Source organism: Protofrankia sp. CiP1_Cm_nod1 (assembly GCF_920888515.1).
Lineage (GTDB): Bacteria > Actinomycetota > Actinomycetes > Frankiales > Frankiaceae > Protofrankia.
Genome location: NZ_CAKKTM010000367.1, coordinates 1 through 25817, shown reverse-complemented (window position 1 = coordinate 25817; position 25817 = coordinate 1). Strand labels below are relative to the sequence as shown.

Sequence of the window (25817 nt, the reverse complement as noted above, 5' to 3'; positions counted from 1 at the left end):
GGGCTGGCGGGCCTGGTGGTGTCGGCGGGCCCGCCGGGCGCGGGAGGGCCGGTGGGCCTGGCGGGGCCGGCGCGGGCGGGCCTCGACGTCATGCTGGGAGCGGCGGGCGTGGACGCCGGCGGGCGCCCCGCCGAGGATGCCGGCCGGGTCGAGGAGGTCGGCCGGGCACTCGACGCCGTCGGGGAGTGGTACGAGGTGGCGCTGCTCGACAGCCCGCCGGGCTGGAGCCGTCCGCTGCCGGCGGCGCTGCTGGCCCGGGCCGACACCCTGGTGCTGACCGTGCGTGCCAGCACGGTGGCGCTGTCGGCGGTGGACGGCGCGCTGGACGCGCTCGCCGGCACCGGCCGGGGCGAGCTGGCCGGCTCCGTGACGATCGCGGTGGTGGAGACCGTCCCGACGCGGTGGCCCGGCCGCGCGCGCCGCCGGCTGGCGCGGCTGGCGGAGCGTGCCCACACCATCGTCGTCGTCCCGTTCGACCCCGTGCTGACCGATGGCCGGGCGGCGGCCTGGTCCGACCTGCGGCGCCGTACCCGGGCCGCCTTCGGCGAGCTCGCCGCCGCGGTGGACCCCGTGGCCGGTTGATCTTCCCCGGGGGGCCGGAGGCCGCCCGCGGTGACCGCGCACCGGCGCCTGCGGGCCGTGGCGGCAACAGGACGGCGGGGAGGAGCGAGCAGGTGGCGCATCGAGTCGTGGCGTCCGGAACGTGTCGGTGCGTATGCGCCGAGGGTGTGCGCGGGAGACGCGCGCCCGGAGCGGGCGGGGATGCGTGAGGATGCGTAAGGTCGAGCGGTGAAGCGGGAGCTGCTGACCCCCTCCGGCCAGGGTGACCAGGGCGGTGCCGACGAGGCGCTGCGGGCCGCTCTCGCCGGCGGGGACGAACCGGCGGTGGCGGCGGCGCTGGCCGGTGCGCGGGTCTTCGTCGCGATCGAGGCGCGCCTGGTGGAAGCCGACGGCGGCACCGGGGCGGAGAAGACCTCCGAGATGGTCCTGGTGACGTTGCGGGTGCCGTCCGGCGCGACCGCGATCCCGGCCTTCAGCGGCGTCGACGCCCTGGCCCGGTGGCGGCGGGCGGCCCGGCCGGTGCCCGTCCCGGGGCGGCTGCTCGGCGCGGAGGCGGTACGGGCGGGCCACCGCGCCATCGTGCTCGACATCGCCGGCCCGGTCATGGCCACCATCGACGGCGACCTGCTGCACCAGCTCGCGGCCATGTGAGGGCGTACCGCGGACCGCGTGTGGAGTGCGTCGAGGGGAGTGCGGGGAACATCGGGGGGCGTGTGGGGCGCGCCGGCGGGCGGCGCCCGGCCGGTGGCGGTGGGCCGGTGCGCGTGTGACAGGGTTCACGCTCGTGTGACGACGGGCCCGGCCGGTGGGGCTGGCGTCCCATGGTCAGGTGATCGTGGTATCCGGCTCGTTCTGCTACGCTGTCGGTCGACCGCTTGTTATCCGGACCGGGGCCCGACAACGGCCCGGTCCTGTGACAAGGCCAAGCGGAGGCTTGCCTCCCACCCGATGTCGTTGCCGGCGCAGGATGCTGTTGCCGGTACAACGGCCGGGTCGCCGGTCGGCCGAGCCGTTGTATGACGGCGTGTCGGTCGGGTGTCCGGGTCATCCGGGCGCAGGGCTCCGCAGCGGCAGGTCGTGCCCGCGCGTCGAGTCACGGAGGGAACCACATCAGCGTAGAGTCCCGCATCAACGACCGGATCAGGGTACCCGAGGTGCGCCTCGTCGGCCCCGAAGGCGAACAGATCGGCATTGTCGCCATCGCCGAGGCGATGCGGCTCGCCCAGGAGGCCGATCTTGACCTCGTCGAGGTCGCGCCGACGGCCCGGCCGCCGGTCTGCAAACTCATGGACTACGGGAAGTTCAAGTACGAGTCCGACCAGAAGCGTCGCGAGGCTCGGAAGAACCAGGTCCAGACGGTCATCAAGGAGATGAAGCTCCGGCCGAAGATTGATCCGCACGACTACGAGACCAAGAAGGGCCACGTGGTGCGGTTCCTGCGGGCCGGGGACAAGGTCAAGATAACGATCATGTTCCGTGGCCGTGAGCAGTCCCGGCCCGAGCTGGGCATCCGGCTGTTGCAGCGGCTGTCCACGGACGTCGCGGATCTCGGCTATGTCGAGGCCCAGCCCAAGCAGGACGGCCGGAACATGACCATGGTGATGGCTCCGCACAAGGGCTCCCGGCCCCAGCGCGTGCCAGAGCCGGCCGCCCGGGCCTGACGACCGACGCCCGACCGCCGACGACCCGACTGTCCAGCGCGCTCAGTCACAGATCAGTCAGAGATCAATCACCGCTCGATTACAGGACTTCTCAGATGCCCAAGACGAAGACCCACACCGGTGCGGCCAAGCGGTTCCGGATCACCGGTTCCGGCAAGGTGGTGCGCCGCCGGGCGAACCGCAACCATCTGCTGGAGCACAAGTCCAGCCGGCGCACCAGGCGGCTGTACAACGAGGTGACGCTCAGCCCGGCGGACGAGGGACGCATCAAGAAGCTGCTGACACGCTGACCTCGCCGGCCCCCGGCGGCCCCTGACGCGTAAGCCGCCGGCTTACCTCGTTCGGGGTGATGCCGAGGCGTCCGAGGTACTGATCCCTTTCGGGGGAGGTGCTACGGGCCCCCGGCGGCGCGAAGAATACGCTCATGCTGTCTCCGGCCGCTGGCCGGCCGCTCCCACCGACCGGGAGCCGCGCCAGCCGGTGCCGTGCGACGCGGCGTCGCGCGACCGGGCACAGCGTGACCTGGCACCGGGCGACAAGGTGCCGTGTGACGCGGTGCCGCGCGACCGGTTGTCGCGCGACGCGGTGCCGTGCGGTGTTGCGTAATGCGGTGTTGCGTGATTGCGGTGTTGACAGCCACGACCGAAAGAGAGTTCTCCAGCTCATGGCAAGGGTCAAGCGGGCGGTCAACGCCCAGAAGAAGCGCCGGACGGTCCTGGAGCAGGCCAGCGGGTACCGGGGCCAGCGCTCCCGGCTGTACCGCAAGGCCAAGGAGCAGGTCCTGCACTCGATGACCTACTCCTACCGCGACCGGCGGGCCCGCAAGGGCGACTTCCGCCAGTTGTGGATCACTCGGATCAACGCCGCGGCGCGGCAGAACGGGCTGACCTACAACCGGTTCGTCCAGGGGCTGCGCCTGGCCGGCGTGGAGGTGGACCGCAAGATCCTCTCCGACCTCGCGGTGACGGACCCGGCGGCGTTCACCGCGCTGGTCGAAGTGGCGCGAGCCGCCCTGTCGGCGGCCCCGCAGCAGCCCCAGGCGGCCTGAGGGGGCTGCCGGACAGCTTTCTCCCGCGCCCCTCGGTTCCGCGTCCCTCGGTGGCTTCGGACCCGCCCGCTGGCCCGCGTTCGGCGCGGGTGCTCGCCGCGCGGCGCCTGCGCCGTCCGGCGGTCCGGCGTGCCCGGGGAGAGTTCCTGGTCGAAGGACCGCAGGCGGTCGCCGCCGGGCTCGCCGTCGGGGCGCTGCGGGAGATATTCGTCGGCTCGTCCGCGGCCGGCCGCTACGGGGAGCTCGTCGGCGCGGCGAGCGTACCGGTGCGGGTCGTCTCGGACGAGGCGGTGGCGTCCCTGTCGGAGACCGTGACCCCGCAGGGGGTGGTCGCCCTGGCCGAGCAGCCGCGCCACCGCATCGCCGACCTCGCCGCGCCCCGGCTCGTGGCGATCTGCGTCGACACCCAGGACCCGGGCAACGCGGGGACGATCGTGCGGTCGGCGGACGCCGCCGGCGCGGACGCGGTGGTCTTCGCCGGCTCGTCGGTGGACCCGTTCGGCGGGAAGGCGGTCCGCGCGTCCGCGGGCAGCGTCTTCCACCTGCCGGTCGTCACCGACATCGGCGTGGCCGAGGCCATCGGGCAGGTCAGGGCACGTGGTTGCCGTATCGTGGCGACCACTCCCTCCGCCCCGCGGGACATCGACACCGCGCAGGACGCGGGGGAGCTGGACACACCCACCGGATGGCTGTTCGGTAACGAGGCACGAGGTTTGCCGCGCGCTACCGTAGTGTCCGCGGACGCGGTACTTCGAGTACCGGTGTACGGTCAGGCCGAGTCGCTGAATCTTGCGGTGGCCACGGCGATCTGCCTGTACGCGTCAGCGCGCGCACAGGCGAGGCTCGGATCCGGCGCGGCAGGCGTCGGGGGAGGTGAACGGCTGTGACGCACACGGTCACGTCGGCTCCCGACCAGGCCCGCAGGCCAGAGGTCGACGGGGATGCGCTGTCCGCCCCCGGCCCGCGGGCGGACGGGGTGGGCCGCCGCGAGGCCGCCACCGCCCAGCCACCACCCACGCTGCCGATGAACTGGGACGACCTGCCGGACGGAATCGTGATCCTGGACCGCGAGGGCCGGATCGAGGTGTTCAACGCGGCCGCCGCCAGGATCACCGGTGTGCCCGCGACCGTGGCCCCGGGCCGGCATCTCATCGACGTCCTGCCGCTGCTGGACGAGCGGGGCAACGACTGGTGGGAGTGCTCGCGGGTCACCCGCGGCCTGCCGAGGGTGACCGGCCAGCCCGAACGCCGTCTCACCCTGGCCCGCCCGGGTGACGAACGCGACCTCAACGTCACTGTTCGTTACGTCCGGGTGGACGGGCAGCTGGCGCACGTCTCGCTGTCCCTGCGGGACACGGCCAGCCGGGAGCGGATGGAACGCAACCGCGCCGACCTGGTCTCGACCGTCGCCCACGAGCTGCGCTCGCCGCTGACGAGCGTCAAGGGCTTCACCGCCACCCTGCTGGCGAAGTGGGACCGTTTCACCGAAGAACAGAAGAAGCTGATGCTCAACACCGTCAACACCGACGCGGACCGGGTGACCCGGCTGCTCGCGGAGGTGCTCGACGTCTCGCGGATCGACTCCGGCCGGATCCAGATGCGCAAGCAGATCGTGGACCTCGGGCAGACCCTGCGCCGGGTCGTCGACGGCAAGATCGCGGCGGGTGAGGCCACCCACGACCGGTTCGTGGTCCGCACCGAGGGCGAGCTGCCCGAGATGTGGCTCGACTCCGACAAGATCGAGCAGGTGCTGCACAACCTGGTGGACAACGCTCTGCGGCACGGCGCCGGCACCGTCACCATCGTCATGCGCGGCACCCCGGGCGGCGCCGAGGTCAGCGTGGCCGACGAGGGCGAGGGCGTGCCCGAGGCGAGCGCCTCCCGGGTCTTCACGAAGTTCTGGCGCGGGGCCACCCGCGGGAACGGCACCGGCCTCGGGCTCTACATCGCCCGGGCGCTCATCGAGGCCCACGGCGGGAGCATCACGGTCGGCCGGGCGCCCGGCGGCGGCGCGGAGTTCCGATTCGTGGTGCCCGCCGGGGCACCGGTCTTCGCCTGACCGTCCCCGCCCGCCCGCCGGCCCGTCCGGTCCGTTGCCAGACCCGGCGGCGGGGACGGCCCGATACGGGCGGACGGTCGTCCGACCCGACGCGAGGAGCGGTAACCACCCGGCGGGCGCCCCGGCCGGGGCCCCGGCCGTGCCGAGCCCACCCGGCCAGGGGGCATCGGCCTGACGACCAGCCTGGATCAAACCTGGATCAGGCTGGCGGCCTGCCCGCCGCGTGCGGACTTCCCATACCGTGGCGGGGAACCGGTGCGGGCCCCAACCGGCACCACCGGCAGCCCCGGACCCGGACACAACAGACGTGACACGGACATACGTGACACAGGCACACCTGACATAGACACACCTGACATAGACACAGACGCAGAACACACCGCCGGCGGACAACCGCCATCGACGAGCAACACCATCAACGAGGATGACCAGCGTGCCCCCGTCCACACAGAGCGCCGACCCGCACCGGTCGGACGTGCCCGACCCCTCGGCAGCGAGCGCCGGCGGCGACCCCAGCTCCAGACGTACCGGTCCGGAGCACGCCGGTCCGGTACGTCCGAGCGCGGACCGTCCCGAACCAGGCAGTGCTGCCTCGAACAGCGCTGTTCCGGACCGTGCTGCCTCGGAGCGTACGGAGCCGGACCGTCCCGATCCACGTCCCGGCTCGCAGCGTCCCAGCTCGCAGCGTGGCGACCCGGCGTCGGTGGATCCCGGCGCGCTCGGCCCCGACCGCCTCGAGCAGGTGCGCCTCCAGGCGTCCGCCGCGATCGCCACCGCGGGCGACCTCGACGAGCTCGCCGCGCTGCGGACCCTGCACCTCGACGGCCGGGGCGCACCCCTGGCGCTCGCCCGCCGCGCGCTCGGCGCACTGCCCCCGCCCGAACGGGCCGAGGCCGGCCGCCGGCACAACGCCGCCACCGCGGCGATCCGCGCGGCCTACGAGGCCCGGCTGGCCGAGCTGACCGCCGAGCGGGACGCCCGCGTCCTCGTCGAGGAGCGCGTCGACGTCACCCTGCCCGGCACCCGCCGGCCGCTCGGGGCCCGCCATCCGCTGTCCGCCCTGTCCGACCATCTGGTGGACGTGTTCGTGGCGATGGGCTACGAGGTGGCCGAGGGGCCGGAAGCCGAGCACGACTGGTTCAACTTCGAGGCGCTGAACCTCGGCCCGGACCATCCGGCCCGCAGCTCGCACGACACCCTCTACGTCGACCCGGTGGGCAGCGGGCTGCTGCTGCGCACGCACACCTCACCGGTGCAGATCCGCACCCTGCTGTCCCGTCCGCTGCCGGTGTACGTGGTCTGCCCGGGGCGGACGTACCGTAACGACGCGGTCGACGCCACGCATTCGCCGGTGTTCGGCCAGCTCGAGGGCCTGGCGGTGGACGAGGGCATCACCATGGCCGACCTGCGCGGGACGCTGGAGGTCTTCGCCCAGGCGCTGTTCGGCTCGGGGCTGGCCACCCGGCTGCGGCCGTCCTACTTCCCGTTCACCGAGCCGTCGGCCGAGCTCGACGTCGCCTGCTTCGCCTGCCGGGGCGAGCCGGCCCGCCAGCCGTGCCGGGTGTGCTCGGACGAGGGCTGGATCGAGGTCGGGGGCTGCGGGATGGTCGACCCGAACGTGCTGGTCGCCTGCGGGGTCGACCCGGCCCGCTACAGCGGGTTCGCGTTCGGGATGGGCCTGGAACGCGCCGCGATGATCCGCCACGACGTCCACGAGATCCGGGACTTCGTCGACGGGGACGTCCGCTTCGGCCTCTCGTTCGGGACGGGGAACTGACCATGAAGATCGTGATGTCGTGGCTGCGGGAGGCCGTCCCGGCCCTGCCGCCGGCGAAGGCGGTAGCCGACGCGCTCATCCGGGCCGGTTTCGAGGTGGAGGCCGTCGAGCCGGTCGGGCATGACCTTGCCGGCGTCGTCGTCGGCGAGGTGGTCTCGATCGAAATCGTCCGGACGAAGAAGAAGGATGTGCGCTGGGTGCAGGTCCGGGTGGCTGAGGCCGCCACCCGAGGGGTGATCTGCGGCGCGTTCAACTTCGCCGTCGGTGACCGGGTGGCTGTCGCCCTGCCCGGCGCGGTGCTGCCCGGTGGTTTCACCATCACCGCCCGCAGGACCTACGGACAGCTCAGCGAGGGGATGATCTGCTCGGCCAGCGAGCTGGGCATCGGCGACGACCATGGCGGGATCCTCGTCCTGCCGCCCGACACCCCGGTGGGGACCGACGTCGCCGAGCTGCTGGACCTCGCCGACGACGTGCTGGACATCGCCGTCACCCCGGACCGCGGCTACGGCCTGTCCGTGCGCGGGATCGCCCGGGAGGCGGCGGCCGCGTTCGGGCTGCCCTTCGACGACCCCGCCGAGGCTGCCTCTGTGCCCGTGCCCGCGGGCCGCGGCGATGATCGCGAGCGCGCGGTGCCGGAGCAAACCGCGTCCGGCCAAACCGCGTCCGGACAGGCCGGAGCTGGACAGACCGGAGCTGGACAGACCGGAGCTGGACAGGACGCGGCAGGGTATCCGGTCGTGGTGGAGGACACCGCCGCCTGCAGCCGCTATGTCGCCCGGGTCGTCACCGGGGTCCGGCCGGACGCGGTGACACCGCTGCGGCTGGCCCGGCGGCTCGCCCTGTCGGGCATGCGGCCCATCTCGGTACCGGTCGACGTCACGAACCTGATCATGCTGGGACTGGGGCAGCCGCTGCACGCCTTCGACCGGGCGAAACTGTCCGGGCCGATCGTGGTGCGCCGCGCCCGCGAGGGGGAGCGGCTGGTCACCCTCGACGGCGTCAAGCGTGAACTCGACCCGGAGGACCTGGTCATCGCCGACGGCTCCGGGCCGGTGGCGCTCGCCGGGGTCATGGGCGGTGCCTCCACCGAGATCTCCGCCGACACCACCGAGATCCTCATCGAGGCGGCCCACTTCGACCCGGTCGCGGTGGCCCGCACGGCCCGGCGCCACCAGCTCGGGTCCGAGGCGTCCCGCCGGTTCGAGCGCGGCGTCGACCCGGCGCTCGCGCCGGCGGCGGCCCACGCCGCTCTGCGCCTGCTCACCGAGCTCGCCGGCGCCACCGCCGAGGCCGGGGTGACCGACATCGATCACCGTCCGGCGCCGCGTCTCATCACCTTCCCGTTGGCCGAGACGGCCCGTCTGGGTGGGCGTCCCTATCCGGCGGAGATCGTCCGTCGGCGGCTGGCCGAGGTCGGCTGCGCGGTCGCCGACACCATCACCGGTGCCGGCACCGGTGATGGTGTCGGCGATGGCACCGAGGCCATTGCCGACGCCGTTGCCCCCGCCGGGGCCGACGGCGACAGTGTCGGTGACGGCGCGTTGCTGGTCGTCCCGCCGTCCTGGCGTCCCGACCTGACCCGGCCCGCCGACCTGGTCGAGGAGGTCATCCGCCTGGAGGGGTACGACACGATCCCGGTGACCCTCCCGCGGCTGCCCGCGGGCCGCGGCCTCACCCGGGGCCAGCGGATACGCCGGGCGGTCGGTACCGCCCTCGCCCACCAGGGCTACGTGGAGGTCCTGACCGTCCCGTTCGTCGGGGACGACACCCCGGACCGGCTCGGGCTCACCAGCGACGACACCCGGGCGGCGGTGGTCCGGATCGCCAACCCGATCGCCGAGGACGCCGCCAACCTGCGCACCACCCTGCTGCCGGGGCTGTTCGCCGCGGCCATCCGCAACATCGGCCGGGGGCAGGCCGACCTGGCCCTGTTCGAGACCGGCCTGGTCTTCCGCGCCACGGCCACGGCCGCCACCCCGCCGACTCCGGCGGTCGACCGCCGGCCCGACGACGCCGAGATCGCCGCGCTCAACGCTGTCCTGCCCGAACAGCCCAGGCTGGTGGCCGTCGTCCTGACCGGCCGTCGCGAGCCGGCCGGCTGGTGGGGCCCGGGACAGCCGGCGACCTGGCAGGACGCCATCGACGCGGCGCACACCGTCGCGGCGGCCACCGGTGTGGACCTGACCGTGACGGCGGACGCGCTGACCCCGTGGCATCCGGGCCGGTGCGCGCGCCTGTCGGCGGACGGCCAGGTGGTCGGGTACGCCGGGGAACTGCACCCGCGCGTGATCGCGGCGTACGGGCTGCCGGCCCGGGCCTGCGCCATGGAGCTCGATCTCGACACGGTGATCGAGATCGCGTTGGCGCGCCCGCCGGTCACCGCCCCGGCAGTGTCCACCTACCCGCCGGCCGACCGTGACATCGCGCTGGTCGTCGAGGCCGGCGTGCCGGTGGCGCGCGTCACCGAGGCGTTGCGCCGTGGCGCCGGTGACCTGCTGGAAGCGCTGACCCTCTTCGACGTCTACGAGGGATCCCAGATAGGTGAGGGGAAGCGGTCACTCGCGTTCGGCCTGCGGCTGCGGGCGGTGGACCGGACGCTGACCGCCCAGGAGGCCAACGCGGCGCGGGACGTGGCGATCGCCGAGGCCACCCGGCTGACCGGCGCCGTCCTACGCACCTGACCTGGTTTCGACCGGCCTGGTTCCGGCAGATCCCGACCCTGAGCTGGCCGGCCCCGGTTCGACGTTTCGACCGGGGCCGGGGCCCTCGCCGGGTCAGCAGCCCTCACCGTGCTGGCCGTCTTCGCGGTGTCGGCCGCCGCGGTGTCAGTCGTCCTCGCGGTCGAGGCCGAGGACACGGGTTCCTACGAACGGCACTCGTACCGCGACGAGCGGACGCCCGCTGCCGCGCCGGTCCATGGCGACTGCCAGCCGTCGGCGTGCCAGCGCTGCCAGCAGCTGCTCGGCCCGCGCCTCGCGGTCGAGATCACTCCGGACAGCGCGGGCGAAGGCCACCCCGTCGGCGTACGCCCCGGCGGGTGGGCGGCCGTCCGCGAACGCGGCGAACCTGACGCGGAAGTCGGGCAGGCAGGACAGCGCCGGCCAGGCCCGGGCGGCCGCGTCCGCGCGTTTGCGCAGCAGCGCGGCCCTGGTCGACGCGACCCGCCCGTGGCCGAATCCGGCGGGGGCCGGCCCACCGCCAACCAGCGCACGGACGAGCTCGCCCTGTGTCTGCCGCAGCCCACCCGCAGTACCACCGTCCCGGGTATCACCGTCCCGCTCGGCACCGCTGTCTGGCCTGGCATCGATGCCGTCTGGGCTGGGGCTGCCACCTGTGCGGGTATTCCTGCCCGGTTCTGTCCCGCCGTCCGGTCTGCTGTTTCCGGCTGGTCTGGTATTGCCGACCAGGCTGACATTTCTGGCCGGCCTGGTGTTTCTGCTTGGGCTGGTATTTGCGTTCGGTCCGGAATTGTGGCCGGCCGCGGCGGCAATGGTGTTCAGCTCGCCGGTGAGCTCCCACACGGACGGGTAGCGGCCGTCGCGTTCAAGCATGATCGCCGGTATTCTGCCGAAGCCCGTGGCCGCGTGGCTGGAACGGTTGTGCCGGTCGGAGCATCCGGAATATCCCGAATGATCAACATGGTGCTCGTTCGTTTTCTGCGGCTGTGGCTGCGACTGTGGTCCCAGCTCCGGGTTCCGGGCCGGGTCCGGCGGGGGTGGGTTCCGGTCTGCCCAGCGGTCGGCTACCGCATGTATCAGGTCGAGGACCTCACGGGTGACGGGGTGGGTGTGGGTGTCGTGGTAGAGCCCGCCGCGTACCGTCCCACCGGCCACATGGATGTAGGCGACGCGCTCCCACGGCAGCGCGTCAAGGAAGCGGTGTGGGTCGACCCCGTGGTTGATCTGGTCGGCGCGCAGGTTGGCGAGGTCGAGCAGGAGCAGCGCGCCGGTGCGCTCGGCCAGCTCGGTGAGGAAGCCGGCCTCGTCGAAGTCCGCCTCGGGCCAGCGCAGCAGAGCGGCCGGATGCTCCAGAGCGAGTGGTACCGCAAGCTCGGCGGACAGCGCCCGCACGTTCGCGGCCAGCACGTCCATGGCCTCGCGGGTGCGTGGGACCGGCAGCAGGTGGCCGGCTTCGAGGCCGCCGGCCCGTACGAAGGCGACATGTTCGCTCACCAGGGGTGCTCGCACCCGTTCGGCGACGGCGGCCAGGTGCGCCACTCGTGCCGGCTGGAGCGGTTCGGTGCCGCCGAGCCCGAGGCCGACGCCGTGCGGCACCACCGGCATGCCACGTTCGACCAGCTCGTCGAGGCCGGCTGGCAGTGGGCCGTGGGTGTGCAGGGTCTCGGCTATTACTTCGACGAACCCCAGATCCTTCCGTTCGGTGATGAACGCGGCGAGTTCCGGCCGCCAGCCGATCCCCAGCCCTCGCGGCAACGTGCCGCTGGCCCGTCCAGAAATGATCATCCGCCGCATCCGCCGCCACCGCATCCTCCGCCGCCGCCACACCCGCTGCCGCCGCCACCGCATCCCCCTCCGCCGCCGCATCCGCTACCGCCACCACCGCAGGAGGAGCTACCGCCACACGACGACCCACTGTCCGAGGAGGACCCGCCGTCCGAGGAGGAGCTGTGCGAACTCCCGGAGGAGGTGGCGACGAACGGCAGGCCGAGCTGCCGGGCGAGCAGGGGGTCGGTCCGCCACAGCACGACCGGGCCGAACAGCGCCACGGCGACCCCACGCTGCCCGGGAATTCCGCCCAGGCCCAGACTCCGCGCGAGCGTACGGGCGTCCCGCAGGAGCCGGCGCCCGGCGTGCGTGGTCCGCGGGACGATCGTCACCGCGATGGCGGCCATGGACATCATGAACGCCGCCGGCAGGTAGAAGAAGGCACCGAGGTCACCGGCCACGACGGCGAACGGGATGCCGGCCACACCCAGGACCACCATGATCAGAAAAGTTCGGCGTAACCGTCGGAGCCTGCGGGCCTGTTCCGCGGACGGCACCAGGCGTGCCGCCTGTAATCCGGCGCGGGTGGCCTGTGCGGCCGGGCTGCCCGCGACGGCCCGCTGGACGTGGGCGAGCCGCATCTCACCCGCCGTGGCGATGACGTCATACACCGTACGAGTGATGGGATGCCCGCCCTCCGGTGGAGGGCCGGCCGCGACGAGTACGGAGCGCCGGCTGCCCGGGGCGACCCGGCCCTCGTCATGCAGGGCGACGACCGCCGCCTCGACCGCCCGCCTCGCCCCGCCGGCGAGGAAGCCGAGATCGTCGAGGGGGAGGCTGCGCGGGTCCACGGGCGGTACGTCATGGGAACGCGACAGGACGACCCGTGCACCGATGATGACGATCAGCAGGATCAGCAGGAGCGCCAGGTAGGCGCCGAAGAACGTCACCGTGGCCCCGTCCGGTACGACGAACCAGCAGCGACCACCGGTCCGGCCGGAACCCGGGCCACGCGCCCGGTGGTCGCGTACCGCGCCGTTGCCCGCCGTGCCACTACGCGCCTGCCGGCCGGGAGGTCGGCGGTGAGCGTGGCGAATGTGGCGGTCGCTGTCGCCATATCGCGTTCCTCTCCGATTCTCAACGTCCCGCTCCTGTGTGTAGGCCCGTGGCCGGGCCCGGACTGCCTGTTCCGGTGCTGTCCGTTTGCTCCGGTGGTATCTGACAGCGTCGACCGTCCGGCGCGGCCAGGGTCAGGAGTGTCCGGCTTCCGACGCCGTGGGGACCTGGACCTGGTCCCGGTCTTGCATCTGCTCTCCGGCGCCGGCTTTCCGGGTGCGGTCGAGGCTGAAGCGATAAAGCGATAAAGCGATAAAGCGATAAAAAGAGGCTGAGGCGACAAAGTTGTCGCCTCAGCCTCAACGGACGTGGGGGCTGTGTCATGCCGCCCCGACGGTCAGCTGTTTCGTGTCTCCGTATCCGTGATCTGATTATCCGGTTCGGTCAGCGGTCCCACCGGCCGACCACCGCATACCCGGCGAAGTCGCCGGCGGCGATGGCGCTGACGCCGGTGAGGCCGGAGACCGGGACGGGTATCGGGCTGTAGAAGGCCGCACTGCCGTTGCCCAGCTGGCCGAAGTTGTTCAGTCCCCAGGCCCGGACGGTGCCGTCGAACCGCAGCGCGTACCCGGTGAGGCCGCCGGCGGCGATGGCGGTGACGCCGGTGAGGCCGGAGACCTGGACGGGTACCGGGCTGTTGGTGGTGGTGCCGTTGCCCAGCTGCCCGAAGCCATTGCCACCCCAGGCCTGGACGGTGCCGTCGAACCGCAGTGCGTACCCGGTGCGGTCGCTGGCGGCGATGGCGGTGGCGCCGGTGAGGCCGGAGACCTGGACGGGTACCGGGCTGTTGGTGGTGGTGCCGTTGCCCAGTTCGCCGTTGCCGTTGTAGCCCCAGGCCCGGACGGTGCCGTCGAACCGCAGTGCGTACCCGGCGAAGCCGCCGCCGGCGATGGCGGTGGCGCCGGTGAGGCCGGAGACCTGGACGGGTACCGGGCTGTTGGTACCGGGACCGGAGGTGCCGTTACCCAGTTCGCCCTCGTTGTTGTAGCCCCAGGCCCGGACGGTGCCGTTCCGGCGCAGCGCGTACCCGGTGAAGTTGCCGGCGGTGATGGCGGTGACGTCGGTGAGGCCGGAGACCTGGACGGGTAGCGGGCTGTTGGTGGTGGTGCCGTTGCCCAGCTGCCCGGAGCTGTTCAGTCCCCAGGCCCAGACGGTGCCGTTCCGGCGCAGCGCGTACCCCGTGGCCTCACCGCCGGTGATGGCGGTGACGTCGGTGAGGCCGGAGACCTGGACGGGTAGCGGGCTGTTGGTGGTGGTGCCGTTGCCCAGCTGCCCGGAGCTGTTCAGTCCCCAGGCCCAGACGGTGCCGTTCCGGCGCAGCGCGTACCCGCTGTTCCCTCCGCCCGCGACGGCGGTGACGCCGGTGAGGCCGGAGACCTGGACGGGTACCGGGCTGTTGGTGGTGGTGCCGTTGCCCAGCTGCCCGAAGTCATTGCGGCCCCAGGCCTGCACTATGCCGCTACGCAGCCGGATGTCCCAGCCGGGGGTCGTGCCCGACACTCCCGGGGAGGCAACAGCCGCCGCCGGCAGGGCCACCGCCCCGACTGTGGCCGTCACTGCCGCCGCCCATATTCCGATCCGCCATCGTCGACGAGACATCTCTGCTCCTCAGAACCGGTGGGTGTCGTCATCTACACCCAAACATCGCGGAGGGTAGCAAGAAAATTACTCCGAGTGTTCATATGGCTGCGTGTCATTGTGTGTCGCTACGTGTTCGCACGCCAGCATGTTTGTGTTGTTGTGTGTCTGCTCGGACGCGCTCCTGGTGGTCGTGTCGGGGCTCGGGCCCCGGGGCGGCTGGCGCAGGGCCCGTCCTGGTCCGGCGGGCGACCCGGCGTCGCCCGACGGGGTGCGGGGTCTGGCGGCCCGGCGGGTGCCGGGAGGAGCTGAGGAAACGCCGCGCCGCAACTTCCCACGGCAAGGTATTGCATGTTCATGAAATGCTATGTATAAGTTTTCAGTCATGGGGATGACAGCGGCGGTGGCCGGGGCCAGTGGGTACGCGGGCGGGGAGCTGCTGCGCCTGCTGCTCGGGCATCCGGAGCTCGAGATCGGCCCGCTGGCGGCGGGCTCGTCGGCCGGGCGCGACGTCACCGAGATCCACCCGCACCTGCCCGGCCTCGAGGGCCGGGTCTTCGTCGACACGTCGGCCCTTGCCGGGGCCGACGCCGACATCGTCTTTCTCGCGCTCCCGCACGGCGCGTCCGCCGCGGTGGCGGCGACGCTGCCGGCCGGCGCCCGCGTCGTCGACCTGGGTGCCGACCACCGGCTCGTCGACGCCGAGGCCTGGCGCCGGGCCTACGGCGGCGAGCACGCGGGCGCGTGGACATACGGGATGCCGGAGCTGCCAGCGGCACGGGAGGCGATCCGGACCAGTGACCGGGTGGCGGCCCCCGGCTGCTATCCGACCGCGGTCACCCTCGCCCTCGCCCCGCTGCTGGCCGCGGGGCTGGTCGAGACCGAGGACGTCGTCGTCGTGGCGGCCAGCGGCACCTCGGGCGCCGGCCGCTCACCCAAGGCGAACCTGCTCGGCAGCGAGGTCATGGGCGACCTGACCGCCTACAAGGTCGGCAGCCACCAGCACCGCCCGGAGATCCTCCAGGCCCTCGGCGGGCTGGTCGACACGCCCGTGTCGATGTCGTTCACCACGGTGCTCGCGCCCATGCCGCGCGGCATCCTCGCCACCTGCACCGCCCGCCTCCGCGGAGAAGGCACCGGAAAAGGCGCCGAGGTGACCACGGACGCCCTGCGCGGCGCGCTGCTCGCGGCCTACGCGGACGAGCCGTTCGTGCGGGTCCTGCCGCCGGGCCGCTGGCCCCACACCTCGGCGGCTCTCGGCGGCAACGCCGTCCACCTGCAGGTCATGGCGGACGAGCAGGCGGGACGGGCGGTGGTCGTCGCCGCCCTCGACAACCTGTGCAAGGGGGCCGCGGGCCAGGCACTGCAGTGCGCGAACCTCATGCTCGGCCTGCCGGAGACAACGGGACTGACCGCACAGGGGGTGGCCCCGTGACCAGCCCCACCGCCGACGCTCACCCACGGGCGGAGACCTGCCTGCGGGCGGGCATCCGTCCGTGGGCAGGAACAGGAATCCGCCTGCGGGCAGGAGACGGCCGGGCAGGTGACAGCCATGGGAAAGCAGGCGGTAGCGCAGAAGCGGACGGCTCGCCGAAAACGGATGGCAGTCGTCCACGGGCGAGTCACGGCCGTCCAGCGGCACCGCATAATCATCGGCGGGCAGGAGGCATGATCGTGAGGATCGGATCGTGAGTGTCACGGCGCCGGCCGGTTTCCGGGCCGCGGGCGTGGCGGCCGGGCTCAAGCCCTCCGGCCGTCCGGACGTCGCCCTCGTCGTCAACGACGGCCCCCTCGACACGGCCGCGGGCGTGTTCACCCGCAACCGGGTGCAGGCCGCGCCGGTGCGGTGGTCCCGGCAGGTGCTCGTGGACGGCCGGCTGCGGGCGGTCGTGCTGAACTCCGGCGGCGCCAACGCCTGCACGGGCCCGGCCGGCTTCGCCGACACCCACCACACCGCCGAGCACACCGCGGCCCTGCTCGGGCTGGGTGCCGGTGAGGTCGCCGTCTGCTCGACCGGGCTGATCGGGATACGCCTGCCCATGGACCTGCTGCTGCCCGGCGTGGCCAAGGCGGTCACCGAGGCGGCGGCGACCGGTGGCGCCGCCGCCGCCGAGGCGATCCGCACCACCGACACCGTCAGCAAGCAGGCGGTGCGCGCGGCGGCGGGGGTCACGGTAGGCGGGATGGCCAAGGGCGCCGCCATGCTCGCGCCGGCGCTCGCCACGATGCTGGTGGTGGTGACCACGGACGCGGTCGTCGACCCGCCGACCGCCGACCAGGTGCTGCGGGACGCCTGCCGCACCACCTTCGAGCGGGTGGACTCCGACGGCTGCATGTCCACCAACGACACCGTGCTGCTGCTGGCCAGCGGCGCGTCCGGGGTGCGTGTCGACGCCGGGACGCTCGGCGGGCTGGTGACCGGCACCTGCGCCGACCTGGCCGGGCAGCTGGTCGCCGACGCCGAGGGCTCGACCAAGACGATCGCGGTCACCGTCACCGGCGCGGCCGGTGAGGACGACGCCCTCGAGGTCGGCCGGGCGGTGGCGCGGTGCAACCTGCTCAAGTGCGCGCTCTATGGCAACGACCCGAACTGGGGCCGGGTGCTCGCCGCGGTGGGGACCACCCGTGCCGCGTTCGAGCCCGACGCCGTCGACGTCGCGATCAACGGGGTGTGGGTGTGCCGCGACGGTGCCCCGGGCGAGCCGCGCGAGCTCGTCGACCTGACCGGCCGGGAGGTCGCCATCCGCATCGACCTGCACGCCGGCGGCAGCGAACTGACGGTCCTGACGAACGACCTCACCGACGGTTACGTCTACGAGAACTCGGCGTACTCGACGTGAGCGCCGTACCCGCCCTGGGCCGGCCGGCGACGCTCGCGCGGGGCCATGCCGCCCTGGCCAAGACCCAGGTGCTCATCGAGGCGCTGCCCTGGCTGTCGCGCTTCCACGGCGCCACCATCGTGATCAAATATGGCGGGCACGCGATGAAGGACCCGGCGCTGCGCGAGGCGTTCGCCGCCGACGTGGTCTTTCTGCGCTACGCGGGTCTGCGGGTGGTCGTCGTCCACGGCGGCGGGCCGCAGATCACCGCGCATCTCGACCGGCTGGGAGTCGAGTCGGTGTTCGCCGGCGGGCTGCGGGTGACCACCCCGGAGACGATGGAGATCGTCCGGATGGTCCTGGTCGGCCAGGTCAACCGGGACGTCGTCGGGCTGGTCAACCACCACGGCCCGTTCGCCGTCGGCCTCTCCGGCGAGGACGCCAACCTGTTCACCGCCCGGCGGCGCCTGGCGGTCGTGGACGGCGAGGAGATCGACATCGGCCTGGTCGGCGACGTTGTCGAGGTCGCCCCCGAGACGGTGACCGCCCTGCTCGGCTCCGGCAAGGTCCCGGTGGTCGCCACGGTGGCCCGCGGGATCGACGGCGGGGTGTACAACGTCAACGCCGACACCGCCGCCGCGGCGCTCGCCGCCGCGCTCGGCGCGGCGAAGCTGGTCATCCTCACCGACGTTGAGGGGCTGTACGCGGACTGGCCACACAGTGACGAGGTGATCAGCGAGCTGACCGCCGGTGAGCTGGCGGACCTGCTGCCCACACTGGCCAGTGGCATGATCCCGAAGATGGAGGCGTGCCTGCGGGCGGTGCACGGCGGTGTCCCGCAGGCGCACGTCCTCGACGGCCGGGTGGCGCACGCCGTCCTGCTGGAGGTCTTCACCGACGACGGCATCGGCACCCTGATCACACCGGACGCCGCCCCGGCGGTGGCCGCTCCCGCGCCGCCCGCCCGCCGCGCCGCGGATCCGAGCACGCCAACCCCTGCCGCGGGGACAGCAACCCCTGCCGTAGGAACAGAAACCTCTGCCGTAGGAACAGACCCCGCCACGGGAGGAGCCCTGTGAACGACGATCTGCTCAACCGCCGGGACGCTGTGATCATGACGGCCTACGGCCGGCCGCCGATCGCGCTCGAGCGCGGGGCGGGGACCAGGGTGTGGGACGCCGACGGGCGCGCGTACCTGGACCTGATCGCCGGGGTGGCCGTGAGCGTCCTCGGGCACTGCCACCCGGCCGTGCAGGAGGCCGTCCGCGACCAGATCGGCCGCCTGGGCCACGTGTCCAACCTGTACGTGAACGAGCGGCAGATCGTCCTGGCCGAGCGCCTGCTGGGGCTGCTCGGCGGCGCCGACGGCCGGGTGTTCTTCTGCAACTCCGGGGCGGAGGCCAACGAGGCCGCCATCAAGATCTCCCGGCGGACGGGCCGCGAAGAGATCGTCGCGGCCGAGGGCTCGTTCCACGGGCGGACCCTGGGCGCCCTGTCGATTACCGGCCAGCCGTCCAAACGGGCGCCGTTCGAGCCGCTGCTGCCCGGCGCGCGTTTCGTCCCCTACGGCGACGCCGCGGCGCTGGCGGACGCGGTCGGCGAGCGCACCGCCGCGGTGTTCCTGGAACCGACGCTGGGTGAGGGCGGCGTGGTCGCGCCGCCGGCGGGCTACCTGAAGGCGGCCCGCGAGATCTGCGACCGCGCCGGCGCGCTGCTCGTCCTGGACGAGGTGCAAAGCGGTATCGGCCGGGCCGGCGCCTGGTTCCTGCACCAGGTCGAGGGCGTCGTCCCGGACGTCGTCACCCTCGCCAAGGGGCTCGGGGGCGGCCTGCCGATCGGGGCCTGCGTCGGCTTCGGCCCGGCGGGGAAGCTGCTGCGTCCCGGTGAGCACGGCAGCACCTTCGGCGGGGGGCCGGTCGTCTGCGCCGCCGCGCTCGCCGTGCTGGACACCATCGAGCGGGACGGTCTGATCGACAACGCGGTGCGGGTGGGGGGCCGGCTCGCCGACGGGATCCGCGGCGCCGGCGCCGCGGGCGTGACCGGGGTCCGCGGCCGTGGGCTGTGGCTGGCGATCGAGCTCGACGCGCCGTTCGCCGCCGCCTTCGAGACCGCGGCCCGGCAGGCGGGCTTCCTGGTCAACGCGGTGAGCGCGGACGCGGTCCGGCTGGCCCCGCCGCTGGTGCTCTCGGCCGCGGATGCCGACGAGTTCGTCGCCGCGCTGCCGGCCATCGCCGACCAGGCCGTGACCTCCGCCGGCGCGGACGGCACCGGTGGCGGTGCGGCCGCCGGGCCGTCACGGTCCACCAGCGGACGTTCTAAGGTCAGCGCATGACGGTGCACCCCGACAGCGTCCCGCGCGCGGGAACCCGGCGTGTCGCGAAGCGGCATGCCGGGGATACGGCCCCGCGCCCGCCGGCGCTCCCCGCCATGTCCGCCCTGGACGCCGTCTCATGACGATCCGGCACTTCCTCCTCGACACCGACCTGACACCGGCCGAACAGACCGCCATCCTGGACGCGGCGGACCGGCTGAAGGCGGCCCGCCGCACAGGCGACCGTTCGGGCAGCGGCGGGCCCGGGCCGCTCGCCGGCCGGTCGGTGGTCCTGCTGTTCGAGAAGCCCTCCACCCGGACCAGGCTGTCCTTCGACGTCGCCGTGGCCGAGCTCGGGGGGCACCCGGTGGTGGTGGACGCGGCGAGCACCCAGCTCGGCCGGGGCGAGTCCATCGAGGACACGGCCACCGTCTTCAGCCGGTACGTCGACATGATCGTCATACGGACGTTCGCGCAGGAGCGGCTGGAGCGGCTGGCCGCGGCCGCGTCGGTGCCGGTGGTCAACGCGCTGTCCGACCATGCCCACCCGTGCCAGGCGCTCGCCGACCTGCAGACGATCCGGGAGCGGAAAGGCGCCCTGGCCGGCCTGACCCTGGCCTATCTCGGGGACGGGAACAACGTCGCGCACTCGCTGGTCCTCGCCGGCGCACTGGCCGGGATGCGGGTGCGGGTCGCCTCCCCACCCGGGTACGAGCCGTTCGAGCAGGTGGTCCGGCAGGCCAGCGAGATCGCCGCCAGCACCGGCGGGGAGATCGTGGTGACCCACGACCCGCTGGTGGCCGCCGCCGGCGCGGACGTGCTCTACACCGATGTCTGGGCGTCGATGGGCCAGGACGACCAGGGCGAGAGCCGGTCGCTGGTCTTCCAGCCGTACCAGCTGGACGAGAAGGCGGTCGAGGCGGCCGATGACGACGTGATCGTCATGCACTGCCTGCCGGCGCACCGCGATCTGGAAATCGCCGGTTCCGTGATCGACGGCCCCCGCTCGGTCGTCTTCGACCAGGCCGAGAACCGGCTGCACGCGCAGAAGGCACTCCTGTCCTTCCTCCTGGATCCGTCCCTGCTGGACGAGCCCGACCAGGCCGCCGGCCGGGCGGGTGACGCGGCGGCGCACCCGTTCCCCACCGCGCTGACCGGGCAGAGCACGCCATGACGGGCCGCCGGGGTCATGCCACCGCGACCACCCAGGTGGCCGGGGCCACCGCCGCCCAGGTGGCCGGGGCCACCGCCGCCATCCAGGTGGCGGAAGCCACCGCGGCAGCCCGGACGGCCGGGGCGCGGGGGCCCGAGAGCATCGTGGCGGCGCAGCCGCCCACGGCGGTGCGGCACGCGGCCGTGCCGCTGACCAAGCACGCCCGCCAGGTCAGGCTCGCCGCCCTGATCGCCCGGCAGCCGGTGCGTTCGCAGATGGAGCTGGCCCGGCTGCTGGCGGCCGAAGGCGTCCAGGTCACGCAGGCGACGCTGTCACGCGACCTGGAGGATCTCGGCGCGACCAAGGTGCGCAGCCCGCAGGGCGGGCTCGTCTACGCCGTCGACGTCAACCTGGCGCCGGCCGAGTCGGTGCGGCTGCCGCTGGGCCGGCTCTGCGAGGAGCTGCTGGTCTCGGCCGAGGCCAACGGCGACCTGGTGGTCCTGCGGACCCCGCCGGGTGCCGCGCAGCTGTTCGCCTCGGCCCTGGACCGCGCGTCGCTGCCGGAGGTCATGGGCACCATCGCCGGCGACGACACGGTGCTGGTGGTGTGCCGGTCAGCTCAGGTGGCCGCCGGCGGCCCGCCTGCCGCCGGTGCCGTTCCCACCGGTCCCGAGCTGGCCGCCCGGCTGCTCGGCCTGGCTGAGGGCCGCACCAGCGACGCCTTCGTCGGCCTGGTCGGCCCCGGCTCCGCCCCGGGCGGCTGACCGGCCGGTTGGCCGGGCGCGCTCAGCCACGACGGCCGGCCGTTCTTCAGCCGCCTGACCGGCGGGGGTGTTGGTCAGACAGCTCGGAGGCGTTCCACAATCGATCAATGGCCCGTGATCGAGCTTCGCCGAAGCGTGAAATCATGAAAGTGAGGGACGGACGGTCGTCGCGGTAGCCGTTTCCGTACCCACCTTTCCCGACCGAAGAGCTCTCCCGGCCGGAACAGGACGGGGACCACCCACCGGTGCTCCAGCTACGGGCCCGGACGACACCGGCCCCGGCGGCAGCCGTTGCCGGAGCTGCCGGAGCTGGGCACAACGCCTGACGGGCGCACCGGCGCCTGGCGGCACAACTGCACAACCGCTCGGGAGCACACCCCGGGAGCACACCCCGGGAGCACACCCCGGGAACACGGAAAACGCAGAGAGGAAAGGTTGATCAGCGGTGACTGACCGCGTGGTACTGGCATATTCGGGTGGTCTGGACACGTCCGTGGCCATCGGGTGGATCGGCGCCGAGACCGGTGCGGAGGTCGTGGCCCTGGCCGTCGACGTCGGCCAGGGCGGTGAGGATCTCGAGGCGATCCGGCAGCGTGCCCTGACCTGCGGGGCGGTGGAGTCGGTCGTGGTCGACGCGCGGGAGGAGTTCGCCCGCTCCTTCGTCGCCCCCGCCATCCGGGCGAACGCCCTGTACATGGACCGCTATCCGCTGATCTCGTCGCTGTCACGGCCGGTGATCGTCCGCCACCTGGTGGAGGCGGCGCACACCTTCGGCGCCGGGGCCATCGCCCACGGCTGCACCGGCAAGGGCAACGACCAGGTGCGTTTCGAGGTCGGCGTGATGGCACTGGCACCGGAGCTGAAGGTGCTGGCGCCGGTACGCGACTCCGGGATGACCCGGGACAAGGCGATCGCCTTCGCCGACGAACGCGGCCTGCCCATCGACGTGACGGCACGTTCCCCCTACTCCATCGACCAGAACCTGTGGGGACGCACCGCCGAGTGTGGCGTGCTCGAGGATCCGTGGGCACAGCCGCCGGAGGACGTCTTCGTCTACACCGCCGACCCGACGCTCGCGCGGGACCCGGACGAGGTGACGATCGGTTTCGCCGATGGCCTCCCGGTCTCCCTCGACGGCCGCGCACTGCCGCTGCCGGAGCTGGTCGCGGAGCTGAACACCCGCGCGGGCGCGCAGGGCGTCGGGCGGATCGACCTGATCGAGGACCGGCTGGTGGGGATCAAGAGCCGGGAGATATACGAGTGCCCGGCGGCGATCACCCTGCTGACCGCCCACCGTGACCTGGAGGACCTCACCCTCGAGCGTGACCTCGCCCGGTTCAAGCGCGGGGTGGACCAGCGCTGGGCCGAGCTGGTCTACGACGGCCTGTGGTACTCGCCGTTGCGGGCCGCGCTGGACGCGTTCGTCGACAACGCCAGCGTCCGGGTCAGCGGCGACGTGCGGATCCGGCTCGCCGGCGGGGTCGCCCAGGTGGTGGGACGGCGCAGCGATGCGAGCCTGTACGACCACGCGCTGGCGACCTACGACGCCGGCGACCAGTTCGACCAGCGCGACGCCCGCGGCTTCATCGACCTGTGGGGCCTGCCGAGCAAGGTGTGGGCCGCCCGGGAACAGCGGCTGTCGCGGTGAGCGTGTCGGCATCCCAGCCACCGACGGCCTCCGAGCCGGCCGTGCCCGAGCCAGGCGCGTCCCAGCCGGCGACCGAGCCGACCGTGTCCCGGCCGGGGCCCGAGCCGGCAGGGCCCGCCTCGTCGGCATCCGGATCCGGGTCCCCGTCCTCGTCGCCGACGAGGTTGTGGGGTGGGCGTTTCGCCGGCGGCCCGGCGCAGGCGCTGGCCCGCCTGTCGGTCAGCGTCCAGTTCGACTGGCGGCTGGCCCCCTACGACCTGCGGGCCTCCGGCGCCCACGCCCGGGTGCTGCACCGCGCCGGCCTGCTCGACGACGGCGAGCTGGCCGCCATCCTGGCCGCGCTCGACGACCTGTCGGAGGCGGTGCGTACCGGCGGCTTCCGCCCGACCGTGGACGACGAGGACGTGCACACCGCGCTGGAGCGGGGGCTGCTCGAACGCCTCGGCGCGCTGGGGGGCAAGCTGCGCGCCGGGCGCAGCCGCAACGACCAGGTCGCCACCGACCTGCGGATGTACCTGCGGGATCATGCCCGCCAGGTGGCCGCCCGCCTGATCGAGCTCCAGCAGGCCATCGTCGACCAGGCGGCGGCGCACGTGGACACCCCCGCCCCCGGGATGACCCACCTCCAGCACGCCCAGCCGATCTCGTTCGCCCACCAGCTGCTGGCGCACGTCCACGCGTTCGCCCGGGACGTCGACCGGCTGCGGGACTGGGACCGCCGCGCCGCCGTGTCCAGCCTCGGGGCGGGGGCGTTGGCCGGCTCCTCGCTGCCGCTGGATCCGCACGGCGTCGCTGTCGAACTGGGTTTCGACTCGGCGTTCGAGAACTCCATCGACGCCGTCTCCGACCGTGACTTCGCCGCGGAGTTCCTGTTCGCGGCCGCGCTGATCGGCGTGCACCTGTCCCGGCTCGGCGAGGAGATCGTCCTGTGGACCAGCCGCGAGTTCGGCTGGGTCGAACTGGACGACGCCTTCGCCACCGGCAGCTCGCTCATGCCGCAGAAGAAGAACCCGGACGTCGCCGAGCTCGCTCGGGGCAAGTCCGGCCGTCTGATCGGGGCGCTCACCGGGCTGCTCACCACGCTCAAGGGGCTCCCGCTGGCCTACGACCGCGACCTGCAGGAGGACAAGGAGCCGGTGTTCGACGCGGTCGACACCCTCCTGCTGGTGTTGCCGGCGACCGCCGGGACGGTGGCCACGATGCGGGTGCGCCGTCAGCGCCTCGCCGAGGCAGCCCCGGACGGGTTCGCGCTGGCCACGGATGTGGCCGAACACCTCGTCCGCGGCGGGGTGCCCTTCCGGGAGGCGCACGAGGCGGTCGGGCAGCTGGTGGCCTGGTGCGTGGCGCACGATGTCGGCCTCGAGGATGTCGGCGCCGAGCAGCTGGCGGCCATCAATCCCCGGCTGACCCCGGGCGTGCGCTCGGTGCTGTCCGTCCAGGGCGCGCTGGAGGCCCGGTCGGCCCCGGGCGGGACGGCACCGGCCCGGGTGCGCGAGCAGCTGGCCGCGGTCACCGAACGCCTGCGCGGGGACCGCGAGTGGGCGGGAGGCGTCTGAGCGTCGCGGACCGGCGCTTCTACGCGCGGCCGCCGCTGGACGTCGCCCGCGACCTGCTGGGCGTCCGGCTGTGCCGAGGCGGGGTCGTCGTCCGGCTGACCGAGGTCGAGGCCTACGGCGGCCGGGACGATCCCGCCTCGCACGCGTTCCGCGGCCCGACCCCGCGGTGCGCGGTGATGTTCGGGCCGCCCGGGCACCTGTACGTCTACTTCGTGTACGGGATGCACTGGTGCGTGAACATCGTGTGCGGGCCGCCCGGCGCGGCGGCCGCTGTCCTGCTGCGTGCGGGTGAGGTGGTCGAGGGGGCGGCGGACGCCGTGCGCGGCCGTACGCACCTGCGCCGGGCGGAGCTGGCCCGGGGCCCGGGAAGGCTCGCCCGGGCGCTGGCCGTCGACGGCTCCCTCAACGGCGCCGACCTCGTCCCCAGCGTCCCCAGCGTCCCTGGCGCTCCTGATCTCCGCGGCGTTTCCTCCGTTGTACCCAGCCCCTCCGACATTCCCGGTGCTCCTGATGCCGGCGGCCCTGGCGGTCCCGGCGGGCGTGCCGTGCCGTGCGTGCTGCCCGGCCTGCCCAGGGCGTCCACGGGCGGGGGTGCACCCGGGGGAGGAGCACTCGTGCTCAGCGCCGGCCCCTGGATCGACGAGGCCCGGGTCGCCCGCGGGCCCCGGATCGGGATCAGGACCGCCCAGGACCGGCCATGGCGGTTGTGGATCGCCGGGGATGCGTCGGTCAGCGGCCCGCGGCGTGGCCAGCGGAGGCCGGCGCCGCCCATATCCCCGTCGCAGCCGTCCCTGCCAGCGCCGTCTCCACTGCCAGCGCCGCCCTCGTCGCCAGCGCCGTCTCCACTGCCAGCGTCGTCGTCCTCGTCTGCCGCTGTCCCTACCGTCGCCGCTGTCCCGACCGTGTTCTTCGGCGGGCCGCGGCGGTGACGGTGGGTCCCCACCCTGGACGGTGGCCGTCCTTGCGGCCGTACGGCCGACCTGTGCGGTGGCAGCCAGCGATACTCGCATACCAGACGGGTGCGTCAAGGCGACATCCAGGAGCTGTGATGTACATCACAGATCAAAAAGCCTCTGGCGTTTGACGATCCCGTTGGCCATCCGTAATGTTCTCTCTGCCGGCGGAAAGCCGGGAGACATCCGAACCAGATTCACCACTCGGATGGCCCCCATCCCCGGCCCGACACTCACTGTGAGTGTTCGGGGGAGTCGTCGAGGCGGCCACCGGATGATCCGGGGCGGTTTGACTCAACGAGATTCCTTCAGTAAATTCGAGAAGTTGTCCCGGAAGGATATCGAAAGATATCCCAGGGTGAACA

At 73.2% G+C, this 25817-nt stretch carries 19 protein-coding genes and 2 pseudogenes; 18 read left to right on the top strand and 3 right to left on the bottom strand.

The window, feature by feature from the left end; genetic code table 11:
• The 9 genes and pseudogenes from NBX02_RS16530 to NBX02_RS16490 form a co-directional block, all read left to right on the top strand.
• A pseudogene (locus NBX02_RS16530) lies at positions 1–582 on the top strand (ParA family protein); the annotation flags it as partial.
• A gap of 207 nt (positions 583–789) precedes the next feature.
• The gene (locus tag NBX02_RS16525; protein ID WP_250283363.1) at positions 790–1212 is read left to right on the top strand and encodes an SseB family protein; all 423 of its coding nucleotides are present in this window, start codon (positions 790–792) and stop codon (positions 1210–1212) included.
• 503 nt (positions 1213–1715) lie between these two features.
• Positions 1716–2222 (top strand): translation initiation factor IF-3, encoded by a 507-nt coding sequence (gene infC / locus NBX02_RS16520; RefSeq protein ID WP_250292079.1) that lies wholly within the window; start codon positions 1716–1718, stop codon positions 2220–2222.
• A 95-nt stretch (positions 2223–2317) separates the two neighbouring features.
• Complete coding sequence (rpmI, locus tag NBX02_RS16515; protein WP_250283359.1) at positions 2318–2512, top strand: 50S ribosomal protein L35; 195 nt, start codon at positions 2318–2320, stop codon at positions 2510–2512.
• 374 nt (positions 2513–2886) lie between these two features.
• Positions 2887–3270: a 50S ribosomal protein L20 gene (gene rplT / locus NBX02_RS16510; RefSeq protein WP_250283357.1), complete on the top strand. Its 384-nt coding sequence runs from the start codon at positions 2887–2889 to the stop codon at positions 3268–3270.
• 50 nt (positions 3271–3320) lie between these two features.
• Positions 3321–4157 carry a TrmH family RNA methyltransferase gene (locus NBX02_RS16505; RefSeq protein ID WP_250283355.1) on the top strand — a complete coding sequence of 279 codons (837 nt, stop codon included), beginning with the start codon at positions 3321–3323 and terminating at the stop codon, positions 4155–4157.
• A complete protein-coding gene (locus tag NBX02_RS16500) occupies positions 4154–5329 on the top strand; it encodes an ATP-binding protein (RefSeq protein ID WP_445548479.1) in 1176 nt (391 codons plus the stop codon). Before NBX02_RS16505 ends, NBX02_RS16500 begins: the two co-directional genes overlap by 4 nt.
• A 703-nt stretch (positions 5330–6032) precedes the next feature.
• Complete coding sequence (pheS, locus tag NBX02_RS16495; protein ID WP_250283373.1) at positions 6033–7106, top strand: phenylalanine--tRNA ligase subunit alpha; 1074 nt, start codon at positions 6033–6035, stop codon at positions 7104–7106.
• A 2-nt stretch (positions 7107–7108) separates the two neighbouring features.
• Positions 7109–9790, top strand: a complete 2682-nt coding sequence (locus tag NBX02_RS16490) for a phenylalanine--tRNA ligase subunit beta (protein ID WP_250292077.1) — start codon at positions 7109–7111, stop codon at positions 9788–9790.
• Between the two features lie 1032 nt (positions 9791–10822).
• Here NBX02_RS16490 and NBX02_RS23285 read toward each other — a convergent pair.
• From NBX02_RS23285 to NBX02_RS16475, 3 genes and pseudogenes are all read right to left on the bottom strand, one after another.
• Positions 10823–11572, bottom strand: a pseudogene (locus tag NBX02_RS23285) (DUF692 domain-containing protein); the annotation flags it as partial.
• Entirely contained in the window at positions 11569–12504 is a 936-nt protein-coding gene (locus NBX02_RS16480; RefSeq protein ID WP_250292075.1) for a TIGR04222 domain-containing membrane protein, read from the bottom strand. The pseudogene NBX02_RS23285 and the gene NBX02_RS16480, both read right to left, overlap by 4 nt.
• A 550-nt stretch (positions 12505–13054) precedes the next feature.
• Positions 13055–14227 carry an RCC1-like domain-containing protein gene (locus NBX02_RS16475; RefSeq protein ID WP_445548478.1) on the bottom strand — a complete coding sequence of 391 codons (1173 nt, stop codon included), beginning with the start codon at positions 14225–14227 and terminating at the stop codon, positions 13055–13057.
• A gap of 406 nt (positions 14228–14633) precedes the next feature.
• Here NBX02_RS16475 and argC point away from each other — a divergent pair, with 406 nt between their 5' ends.
• The 9 genes from argC (at position 14634) to NBX02_RS16430 (ending at position 25428) form a co-directional block, all read left to right on the top strand.
• Positions 14634–15683, top strand: coding sequence for an N-acetyl-gamma-glutamyl-phosphate reductase (argC, locus tag NBX02_RS16470; RefSeq protein ID WP_250283371.1), 1050 nt, complete (start codon positions 14634–14636; stop codon positions 15681–15683).
• A 253-nt stretch (positions 15684–15936) separates the two neighbouring features.
• Positions 15937–17088, top strand: a complete 1152-nt coding sequence (argJ, locus tag NBX02_RS16465; RefSeq protein WP_250283344.1) for a bifunctional glutamate N-acetyltransferase/amino-acid acetyltransferase ArgJ — start codon at positions 15937–15939, stop codon at positions 17086–17088.
• On the top strand, positions 17085–18146 hold the full coding sequence (gene argB / locus NBX02_RS16460) for an acetylglutamate kinase (RefSeq protein ID WP_250292073.1): 1062 nt from the start codon (positions 17085–17087) through the stop codon (positions 18144–18146). Before argJ ends, argB begins: the two co-directional genes overlap by 4 nt.
• On the top strand, positions 18143–19399 hold the full coding sequence (locus NBX02_RS16455; protein ID WP_250283340.1) for an acetylornithine transaminase: 1257 nt from the start codon (positions 18143–18145) through the stop codon (positions 19397–19399). Before argB ends, NBX02_RS16455 begins: the two co-directional genes overlap by 4 nt.
• Positions 19400–19517: 118 nt before the next feature.
• Positions 19518–20552 (top strand): ornithine carbamoyltransferase, encoded by a 1035-nt coding sequence (argF, locus tag NBX02_RS16450; protein ID WP_250283339.1) that lies wholly within the window; start codon positions 19518–19520, stop codon positions 20550–20552.
• Between the two features lie 167 nt (positions 20553–20719).
• Positions 20720–21295, top strand: a complete 576-nt coding sequence (argR, locus tag NBX02_RS16445; protein WP_250283369.1) for an arginine repressor — start codon at positions 20720–20722, stop codon at positions 21293–21295.
• A 445-nt stretch (positions 21296–21740) separates the two neighbouring features.
• Positions 21741–22943, top strand: a complete 1203-nt coding sequence (locus NBX02_RS16440) for an argininosuccinate synthase (RefSeq protein ID WP_250283337.1) — start codon at positions 21741–21743, stop codon at positions 22941–22943.
• A 164-nt stretch (positions 22944–23107) separates the two neighbouring features.
• Positions 23108–24499, top strand: coding sequence for an argininosuccinate lyase (argH, locus tag NBX02_RS16435; RefSeq protein WP_250283367.1), 1392 nt, complete (start codon positions 23108–23110; stop codon positions 24497–24499).
• A complete protein-coding gene (locus tag NBX02_RS16430; RefSeq protein ID WP_250292071.1) occupies positions 24481–25428 on the top strand; it encodes a DNA-3-methyladenine glycosylase in 948 nt (315 codons plus the stop codon). Before argH ends, NBX02_RS16430 begins: the two co-directional genes overlap by 19 nt.
• Positions 25429–25817 lie beyond the last annotated feature (389 nt).

Coding starts and splice junctions, on each gene's coding strand:
- rpmI (WP_250283359.1), top strand. CDS start 2,318: ATGCCCAAGACGAAGACCCACACCGGTGCGGCCAAGCGGTTCCGGATC.
- rplT (WP_250283357.1), top strand. CDS start 2,887: ATGGCAAGGGTCAAGCGGGCGGTCAACGCCCAGAAGAAGCGCCGGACG.
- NBX02_RS16490 (WP_250292077.1), top strand. CDS start 7,109: ATGAAGATCGTGATGTCGTGGCTGCGGGAGGCCGTCCCGGCCCTGCCG.
- argC (WP_250283371.1), top strand. CDS start 14,634: ATGGGGATGACAGCGGCGGTGGCCGGGGCCAGTGGGTACGCGGGCGGG.
- argF (WP_250283339.1), top strand. CDS start 19,518: ATGACGATCCGGCACTTCCTCCTCGACACCGACCTGACACCGGCCGAA.